General features: G+C 63.9%; 7 protein-coding genes. 5 read left to right on the top strand and 2 right to left on the bottom strand.

Annotated elements, in window-relative coordinates:
* Positions 1 to 181: 181 nt before the first annotated feature.
* On the bottom strand, positions 182 to 1,126 hold the full coding sequence (locus ASE60_RS29235; RefSeq protein ID WP_057255112.1) for a LysR family transcriptional regulator: 945 nt from the start codon (positions 1,124 to 1,126) through the stop codon (positions 182 to 184).
* A 229-nt stretch (positions 1,127 to 1,355) separates the two neighbouring features.
* Here ASE60_RS29235 and ASE60_RS29230 point away from each other — a divergent pair, with 229 nt between their 5' ends.
* Together ASE60_RS29230 and ASE60_RS29225 are read left to right on the top strand one after the other, a co-directional pair.
* Entirely contained in the window at positions 1,356 to 2,951 is a 1,596-nt protein-coding gene (locus ASE60_RS29230; protein ID WP_057255080.1) for a GMC family oxidoreductase N-terminal domain-containing protein, read from the top strand.
* Between the two features lie 208 nt (positions 2,952 to 3,159).
* Entirely contained in the window at positions 3,160 to 4,203 is a 1,044-nt protein-coding gene (locus ASE60_RS29225; protein WP_057255079.1) for a Tim44 domain-containing protein, read from the top strand.
* Positions 4,204 to 4,285: 82 nt separating this feature from the next.
* Here ASE60_RS29225 and ASE60_RS29220 read toward each other — a convergent pair whose 3' ends face one another.
* Entirely contained in the window at positions 4,286 to 5,212 is a 927-nt protein-coding gene (locus ASE60_RS29220; RefSeq protein ID WP_057255078.1) for a LysR family transcriptional regulator, read from the bottom strand.
* 84 nt (positions 5,213 to 5,296) lie between these two features.
* On the opposite strand from ASE60_RS29220, the gene ASE60_RS29215 reads away from it, so the two are divergent.
* The 3 genes from ASE60_RS29215 to ASE60_RS29205 all read left to right on the top strand — a co-directional run bounded on the left by ASE60_RS29215 (position 5,297) and on the right by ASE60_RS29205 (position 8,821).
* Positions 5,297 to 5,785 (top strand): DMT family transporter, encoded by a 489-nt coding sequence (locus ASE60_RS29215; protein ID WP_057255111.1) that lies wholly within the window; start codon positions 5,297 to 5,299, stop codon positions 5,783 to 5,785.
* Between the two features lie 250 nt (positions 5,786 to 6,035).
* Complete coding sequence (locus tag ASE60_RS29210) at positions 6,036 to 7,328, top strand: MFS transporter (protein WP_057255077.1); 1,293 nt, start codon at positions 6,036 to 6,038, stop codon at positions 7,326 to 7,328.
* A 14-nt stretch (positions 7,329 to 7,342) separates the two neighbouring features.
* Positions 7,343 to 8,821 (top strand): aldehyde dehydrogenase family protein, encoded by a 1,479-nt coding sequence (locus ASE60_RS29205; RefSeq protein ID WP_057255076.1) that lies wholly within the window; start codon positions 7,343 to 7,345, stop codon positions 8,819 to 8,821.
* Position 8,822: the final 1 nt, after the last annotated feature.

Raw genomic sequence — 8,822 nt, 5'->3', positions numbered from 1 at the left:
CCTCACAGACGTCAACAGCGATCTTCAAAAAAACTTCAAAAAAGAACAAGCCATTGAATCTAAATGACTATTTCGACTGTTGATAAACTCGCTCGATTTTGAGGAGCGGAAACACGGGCGTTTGCGGCGCAAATCACCCCTTGGCCACGAAGAGACCCATCCCGGCATCACCCGACACGGATTACGATCGCGATATGCGCCGCATGCCCGTCATCAGCGACGCAGTTTCCCGGGTGAAATCCGCCCGGTGTTCCCGAACGATCTGCATCAGGAATTCGCGCACCGCCCTTACCCGCGGCACCGCGACCAGATCCCGGTGGCAAACCAGCCAATAGGTGCGCTTGAGCTCAATCTCTTCAGGCAGGACGATCTCCAAGTCTTCTTCCTGCTGCGCGATGAAGTACGGCAGCACGCATAGTCCCAGCCCCTGCCGCACAGCCTTTAGCTGCGTCAGGATGCTCGAACTCTGGAAATGAGCATGCAGGCCCGGCTGGAGTTCTCCCAGATAATCGAGGCCCGGCGCAAAGATCATGTCTTCGATATACCCGACGAAGCGGTGCGCGGCGAGGTCGTTGCGTCCGGTGATCGGCGGATGTTTCGAGAGATAGCTGCGCGCGCCATAGACATGCAGCGTATAGGGCGTCAGCACCTCGGATTGGTAAGGTCCGGCTTTCGGCGCCGTCAGCGCCACCTGGATATCCGCTTCCTTGCGCGATAGCGACATGATCTGCTGGATCGCCACCAGTTCCAGCGAGACGTTCGGATAGTTTTCGGCAAAATCCGCCAACCGATCGGCCAGGAAGAAATTGCCGAAGCCTTCAAGCGTGCTCAACCTCACGACGCCGCGCTGCGCCGTCAGGCCATCATTGATGTCGAGCTGCAATTGTTCGGTCTCGCGCTCGACCCGCTCGGCGGTTTCGATGAAACGCTTGCCCATGCCGGTCAACACGTAGCCGCGCGGATTGCGCTCGAACAGCTTGACCTTGAGCGCGAACTCCAGCCGATCGATGCGACGCGAGACCGTGGCATGGCTGGTCCTCAGGCGTCGGGCCGCCGTCGACAATTGTCCGGTACGGGCAACCGCGAGAAAGAACTGCAGATCGTCCCAGGTGAAATTCGGATTCATCGCCACCCCCATCTGTTCGAAAATGAACAGATCCTGTTTCGCAATTTACGGTCCAGGCCGCTTGCATCCAAGCGGTTTTTTCCGGATTGTAGTCGCCGGAGCCGACATCTGAGGAGCATGTCTGGCCAATTATGAACAGAACGAAACGGCACCGCCATCCGCGCAGAGGAGCCCGCGTACATTCCTACGCGCGCGTTTCGCGGCGGTTCCCGAACACCAAGAGAACCCAATGGACACGTTCGACTATATCGTCGTCGGGGCGGGTAGCGCCGGCTGCGTGCTTGCCAATCGCCTTTCCGAAAACTTGAGCCATCGCGTGCTCTTGCTGGAGGCCGGTGGCCGCGACAACTACCACTGGATCCACATTCCGGTCGGCTATCTCTACTGCATCAACAATCCGCGCACCGACTGGTGCTTTACGACGGCCGCCGAAGAGGGCCTCAACGGCCGCTCGCTCGGCTATCCCCGCGGCAAGGTGCTGGGCGGCTGCTCGTCGATCAACGGCATGATCTACATGCGCGGCCAGGCGCAGGACTACGACCATTGGCGCCAGCTCGGCTGCACCGGCTGGGCCTGGGACGACGTGCTGCCGCTCTTCAAGAAGTCGGAGGACCACTATAAGGGTGCCAACGACATGCACGGCGCTGGCGGCGAATGGCGGGTGGAAAAGGCCCGCGTGCGCTGGGACGTGCTCGACGCTTTCCAGAAGGCCGCCACCGAAGCCGGCATTCCAGAAACGCCGGATTTCAACCGCGGCAGCAACGAAGGCTCCGGCTATTTCGACGTCAACCAGCGCTCCGGCATCCGCTGGAACACGGCGAAGGCGTTCCTGCGCCCGGCGCAGAAGCGCGGCAACCTCACGGTTCTGACCAAAGCGCATGTGCGCAAGCTGATCATCGAAGGCGATCGCATCGCCGGCGTCGAGTTTCAGCACGATGGCACGGTCAAACGTGCCCGCGCAGCCCGTGAGACCGTGCTTTCCGCCGGCGCGATCGGCTCGCCGCATATCCTCGAGCTCTCAGGCATCGGCCGCGGTGACGTGCTTCAGGCCAACGGCATCGAGCTTCGCCACGAACGCGCAGGTGTCGGCGAGAACTTGCAGGATCATCTGCAGCTGCGCATGGCCTACAAGGTGACGGGCGTGCCGACGCTCAACGAAAAGGCCAATTCACTCTTCGGCAAGGCGTCGATCGGGCTGGAATATCTGCTGCGGCGCTCCGGTCCCATGGCGATGGCGCCAAGCCAGCTCGGGATCTTCACCCGGTCCGGCCCGGAGAAGGAAACGCCCGACCTGCAATATCACGTGCAGCCGGTCTCGCTCGACAAGTTCGGCGAGCCTGTTCATTCCTTCCCGGCAATCACCGCCAGCGTCTGTAACCTGCGTCCGGAAAGCCGAGGCTCGGTACACCTGAAGGGGCCGGATTTTGCCGCGGCACCGGACATCCGGCCGCGCTACCTGACCGCAGAGGCCGATCGCAACGTCGCCGTCAGCGCCATCCGCCTGACGCGGCAAATCGTCAAACAGCCTTCCTTCGCCCGCTTCAACCCGGTCGAGTTCAAGCCGGGCCCATCCTACGAGACGGAGGACGACCTGAAGCGCGCCGCTGGCGATATCGGCACGACGATCTTTCATCCGGTCGGCACCTGCCGCATGGGCGCTGACGCTGAAAGCGTCGTCGATCCTGAACTGCGCCTTCGCGGCCTCAAGGGGTTGCGCATCGCCGACGCCTCGATCATGCCGACGATCACCTCGGGCAACACCAATTCGCCGACGATCATGATCGCCGAAAAGGCGGCAAGCCTGATCCTGGCAGCCAATCGCTAGCGAAAATGCGGGGTGGTTTTGTGTCAGCGAATGCGACATCCAGTGTGATCGAAGGTGCTGATTCGACGCCGGATTCGGCCCGGAGAGGGGCAGCGGATAACGGTAAACTGTCCGAAAAGCGACGCGAAACGCTTAAATCACGGGCCTTGAACCCCTATATCGGGCCCTGATGGCTCAGTTTTGAGCCCAAGCAAGATTAGGGGTTGTGATGGCAATGCAGCGATTTGGGCGTTTTGGACGAGCTCTGGCAATGATGGCGATCGGCTTGACCGTCGCGCTGACAGTTGTGGACGTCGCCGAAGCGCGGCGTTCGGGCGGCGGCTTCGGCAGCCGCGGCACCCGCACCTTCTCGCAGCCGCCCGTTACCCGCACGGCGCCGACCAACGCGGCACCGATCGACCGCTCGATGACGCCGCGCCAGGACGCCGGCCCCACCGCCACCAATCCGGCGGCCGGCCAGACGCGCCCGAACGCTACCCAGCCGAACGCCCGTCCGGGCTTCTTCAGCGGCTTTGGCGGCTCGCTGCTCGGCGGCCTCATGGTCGGCGGCCTGATCGGCATGCTGATGGGCGGCGGCTTCGGCGGTGCGGCCGGTTTCCTCGGCCTGATCGTGCAGATGCTCCTCATCGGCGGTCTGATCATGCTTGCCATGCGCTTCTTCGGCCGCAACCGCCAGCAGACGGCCTATGCGGGCCCGTCCGAGCGGTCGTCGGCTCAGCCGAACGGCATGCCGTCGTTCAAGATTCCGAGCATCGGTGGCGCCCAGGCCGGCGGTCAGGCGAACGCGCGCCCGACGGCAGCACCTGCACCGGCCCCCGTCACCGACGGCCCGGCTGACGAAATCGGCGTCCAGCAGGCCGACCTCGAACAGTTCGAAAAGATGCTGAAGGACGTGCAGGCGGCCTACGCCGCTGAAGACTACGGCACGTTGCGTCGCCTGACGACGCCGGAAGCCATGTCCTACCTCGCCGAAGAGCTGAGCGACAACGCGACGAGCGGCGTCAAGAACGATGTGCGCGACGTGCACCTTGTCCAGGGCGACGTGGCCGAGGCCTGGTCCGAAAACGGGACCGACTACGCGACCGTTGCCATGCGTTACGAAAGCATCGACGTGATGCGAGACCGCGCCACGGGCAAGGTCATCAGCGGTGATCCGGACAAGCTGACCGAAGCGGTCGAGCTCTGGACCTTCGTCCGCAAGCCGGGCGCGGAATGGCAGGTTTCGGCGATCCAGGGCGTCAGCCACGACTGACGCGAAACAGAGTCTATGAGAAAGGCCCGGTCGGCATCGCCGCACCGGGCCTTTTCATTTTCAGGATCACATTTTCCCACGATCAAACGATGGCCGGAACCGACTCCGATGGCGCGAGAATGTGGGTGATCAGATCCCGGAGCCAGCGGTGGGCGGGATCGCCGTCGCGCCGCCGATGCCAGATCTGACGGAACGAAAAAGGCGGGATGGCGAAGGGCGGATCGAAGACGGTCAGTGACCCGGCCTCAGCATCACGCGGCAGGATGCGGTGTGCCACCGTAAGCACCATGTCCGTGCCGAGAACCAGGCCGGGCGCAGCACTCCAATGGGGCAGCGCCAGCACGATGCGGCGCTTGTGCCCCGCGGCCGCCAGCGCCAGGTCGATCTCGTTGCCGGTGTCGCCGCGCAGCGAAACGAGAATATGCGGCCGCTCCAGATAGGCCGTCAGATCCATCGCCTTTTCGCCACCAAGGCTCGCGCCATCTGCCAGGCAGGCGAAGTGTTCCTTAAACAGGAGCGATGTCCTCAGATCCTCGGTCAGCGTCGGAAACACCCCGAGCGCCAGATCGATCTCGCCGTCGACAATTTGCGACATCATCACTTCACGGCTCGCCTGGCTAACGATGAGATCGACGTACGGCGCTTGCCGGCGCAGCACCGCCATCAAGCGCGGCAGCAGAACGAGGGCGGCATAGTCGGACATCGCGAGCCGAAAGATATGGCGCTCCATTGCCGGATCGAACGGCTGAGACCCCATGAGCTGGCGCATGTGCGCCAGGGCCTCGGCAAGCTGTGGCGCGATCTCCAGCGCCCGCACCGTCGGTTCAAGCTGTCCGCCATGGCGGACGAGCAAGGGATCGTCGAAAAGAGCCCGCAAGCGCGCAAGCGCATGACTGACCGCCGGCTGGCTCTTGTTCAGCCGCAGGGCCGCACGCGATACATGGCGTTCCGCCAGCAGGGCATCGAGCACCACCAACAAGTTCAGGTCGATTCCGCCGAGATTATTCATGAGGCGAATGTAACACGTACGAAATTTGAATTTCCATTCCTCCCATCGATGCGTGAGGATGAGGCAATCAAGAAGGAAAAAACAATGCCCACTCTCTCCTCCCTCCTCATGCTTGCCACGGCGATCTTCGCCGGCGCCGTCGTCCCCCTCCAGGCCGGCGCCAATGCCAACCTTGGCCGCCTCCTCGGCCATCCGCTCTGGGCGACGGTCGTCTCGCTCGGCGTCAGTCTCGCGCTCATCCTGCCGATGCTGATCGCGTTGCGGGCGCCGTTGCCCAGCCTTGCGACGGCATTCAAGGGTCCGTGGTGGATCTGGATCGGCGGCGCCGCCGGCGTGATCTATATCACCGCTGCTCTCCTCCTTGCGCCGAAGCTCGGCGCGGCAAGCTTCATCGTCGCCGTCATCGCCGGCCAGATGGCGGTCTCCCTGCTCATCGATCACTTCGGCCTGATGGGTTTCCCCGCAAAGCCGGTCAATGCGGCGCGACTGACCGGCCTACTCTTCATCGTCGGCGGCATGGTGATCACACAGATCGCCAATGTTGCTCCGGCGCTCGCCAATGCAACGCGATAGCGGATCGCCGCAACCCGACGCGGCAGCCGAGACCAGCCTGGCTGCCGCTTGTCACATGAGAAGCACGCATGGTAGATGGCGACCATGTCGAGCGAACCGCATTTGATGGCCTGATCTGCCCCGCAAGGCGGGGCTTGCACCTGTGAGCCCAGAACCGTCCGCCTGTTGAGCGGACAAATCTCGTTCGCATCGATCCGCCCACCCCGTTTTAACGGGGCACCCGGATCGACTGCCTGCCATCGGGCTCGTCATGACCACATCCAATCTCTGGGGCTGCGCCGCCTTCCGGCGCATCAGCTTCGTTCTCGTCGTTCATTCCTTCTGCTCCTGGATGTTCGTTGCCGCGCTGCCGCTCATCGTCGCCGCACGCTTCGGCACCGGGGCGGAACTCGTCGGCAGCCTGGCGTTTGGCCTTTTGCCGCGCATCGTGTTTGCGCCGCTCGCCACCGCGCTCCTCCGGCGGACCGGCCCGCGTATTCCCGTGTTCTGCGCAATCCTTGGCGTCGCCACTGCGATCCCGGGCCTGGCGGTGGCGCCCGATGCGACGACGTTGCAAGCCATCGTCTTCCTCATCGGCCTTGCGGATACGGTGATCACGCCGGGCCTCCTGACGCTCCGCGCCGCCTCCGTTCCGCCCGGCCGCAACATGGAGGCCAATACGACCTTTCAGGCGATCGACCGCTGCGCCAAGATCTTCGGCCCGCCAGCGGCAGGCCTCACAGCGGCTGCGACTTCGATCGCGATTACACTTATCGCCTTGGCGCTCGGCCACGTCGTCGCGGCAACTCTCCTTTTGCGCCATTCCGGCAACCGGCGGCCGCGCGAGCCATTTGTCTCCTGCACGCCGAGCTTCCGGCAGGAGGCGATCGCGATCATGCGCGACAATCCGCTGCTCTGGGCTCTGCTGCTCCCTGCCCTCGGCTACATGGTTTCGCTCGGCGCGCTGCAGCCCTTCCTGTTCTGGCTCAACCGTGACCAGTTTCACCTGGGACCCGAGATGTGGACCGTGCTGCTCGGAGCCCAAGGGCTGGGCGCGCTGAGCGGCGCCCTCGTCTCGAACCGGCTGGCAAGGGTCTTCACCGATACGCGCGCACTACTGCTTGCCTATCTCGTCGCAAGCCTCTTCGAGGGCGTCTCGACCTTCGCGCTGATATTCGCGCCCAACCACGGCACAGCCACGGCGCTGCTGATCCTCGGCGGCATACCGGAGATGGTCGCTTTCGCGGCCTATTTCACCCTCGTGCAGCGCGGCCTGCCCCTGGAACGCCAGACGGCTTTCTACGCCCTTACCTTGCCCCTGATGGATCTTGGCCTTGCCGCAGGGGTGCTGTCGGGAGCGATGTTTACGAGTGGGCTCATGTCGCTTTGGACAATTCTGGCTGTATGCCAGTGCCTGTGCCGTGCTGCCGGTTCTGCCGTTCCTCGCATGGCGCGGGCGCGTTACCGACCTCTGAGCGACGTCCCCGAACCAAAAAGATCAACGCCAGCCGTAACTTGCGACTGGCGCGCTTCGCATAGTCTGGCCATACTTGCTCCGGGCTAAAAAGGGGTTATGGCATGCAGGATCGGCTGTTCATTGGCGGCAAATGGGAAAAACCGCGGCGCGGCGGCACGCTCGACGTGGTCGACCCGGCAACGGAAGAGGTCATCCACCGGGCGCCGGCCGCGACCTATGAAGACGTGGACAGGGCCGCAAAGGCCGCCCGCATCGCCTTCGACAGCGGTTCCTGGCCGAAACTGTCAGGCACTGAGCGTGCCGTCTATCTCCGGGCGATCGCGGCGAAGATCGAAGAGAAGCGCCACTCGCTGGCGCGGCTCGAAGTCGCCGACAACGGCAAGCCGCTGCCTGAGGCGCTCTGGGACATCGACGACGCCGCCGGTTGCTTCCGCTTCTATGCCGGCCTCGCCGAGGAACTGGACGCCGATCCGGAGGAGACGATCCCCGTCGGCGACAGCCGCTTCACCGCACGCGCCGTGCGCGAGCCGCTCGGCGTGGTCGGTGCCATCACCCCCTGGAACTATCCGCTGCTGATGGTCTCCTGGAAGGTAGCACCGGCGCTTGCCGCCGGCTGCACCATCGTGCTCAAACCCTCGGAACTGACGCCGCTGACGGCGCTTGAGCTTGGCGTCATTGCCGAGGAAGTCGGGCTGCCGCCCGGCGTGCTCAATATCCTCACCGGCACCGGCCAGGATGCCGGCCAGCCGCTCACCGAGCATCCGCTGATCGACAAGCTCGCCTTCACCGGCTCTGTCGTGACCGGCCGCAAGGTGATGATGGCCGGCGCTCAGGACATCAAGAATGTCAGCCTCGAACTCGGCGGCAAGTCGCCCTTCGTCGTCTTTGCCGACAGCGACATCGACAAGGCCGTCGAATGGATCATGTTCGGCATCTTCTGGAACCAGGGCCAGGTTTGTTCGGCAACCTCGCGGGTGCTGGTCGAGGAGGAGATTTACGAGACCGTCGTCAGCCGTCTTTGCGAAGAGGCCGCGAAGATCAAGATCGGCAATGGCTTGGAGGACGGCACGCTGCTCGGGCCGATCGTCTCCCGCGGCCAATATGACAAGGTTGTCGGCGCCATCGATCGCGCCCGGCAGGACGGGGCCACGGTCGCTGCAGGCGGTGGCCGCCCGGCCGGCCTCAACAGCGGTTACTTCCTCGAGCCGACCGTGCTGACCGACATGCGCGAAGACAGCTTCGTCTGGCGCGAGGAGATCTTCGGCCCAGTCGTCTGCGTCAAGCCGTTCCGCGAAGAGGCGGACGCGATCCGCATGGCCAATGACAGCCGCTTCGGTCTCGCGGCGGCTGTCATGTCGGCTGACCGCGAGCGTTGCGAACGCGTCGCCCGGGCTTTTCGCGCCGGTATCGTCTGGATCAACTGCTCGCAGCCCACCTTCCCCGAGGCTCCCTGGGGCGGCTACAAGCAATCGGGCATCGGCCGCGAACTCGGCCGCTGGGGCCTTTCGAACTATCTCGAGACCAAGCAGATCACCAGCTTCGACACCGACGAACCCTGGGGCTGGTATATGAAGGGATAGG

Source organism: Ensifer sp. Root278 (assembly GCF_001429285.1).
In the GTDB taxonomy this organism is placed as follows: Bacteria; Pseudomonadota; Alphaproteobacteria; order Rhizobiales; family Rhizobiaceae; genus Ensifer.
This window is presented reverse-complemented; position numbering and strand designations above follow the sequence as displayed.

Excerpts from the sequence above, each read along its gene's own strand:
- ASE60_RS29220 (WP_057255078.1), bottom strand. The coding sequence starts at position 5,212 with ATGAATAATCTCGGCGGAATCGACCTGAACTTGTTGGTGGTGCTCGAT.
- ASE60_RS29230 (WP_057255080.1), top strand. The coding sequence starts at position 1,356 with ATGGACACGTTCGACTATATCGTCGTCGGGGCGGGTAGCGCCGGCTGC.
- ASE60_RS29235 (WP_057255112.1), bottom strand. The coding sequence starts at position 1,126 with ATGAATCCGAATTTCACCTGGGACGATCTGCAGTTCTTTCTCGCGGTT.
- ASE60_RS29225 (WP_057255079.1), top strand. The coding sequence starts at position 3,160 with ATGGCAATGCAGCGATTTGGGCGTTTTGGACGAGCTCTGGCAATGATG.
- ASE60_RS29215 (WP_057255111.1), top strand. The coding sequence starts at position 5,297 with ATGCCCACTCTCTCCTCCCTCCTCATGCTTGCCACGGCGATCTTCGCC.
- ASE60_RS29205 (WP_057255076.1), top strand. The coding sequence starts at position 7,343 with ATGCAGGATCGGCTGTTCATTGGCGGCAAATGGGAAAAACCGCGGCGC.
- ASE60_RS29210 (WP_057255077.1), top strand. The coding sequence starts at position 6,036 with ATGACCACATCCAATCTCTGGGGCTGCGCCGCCTTCCGGCGCATCAGC.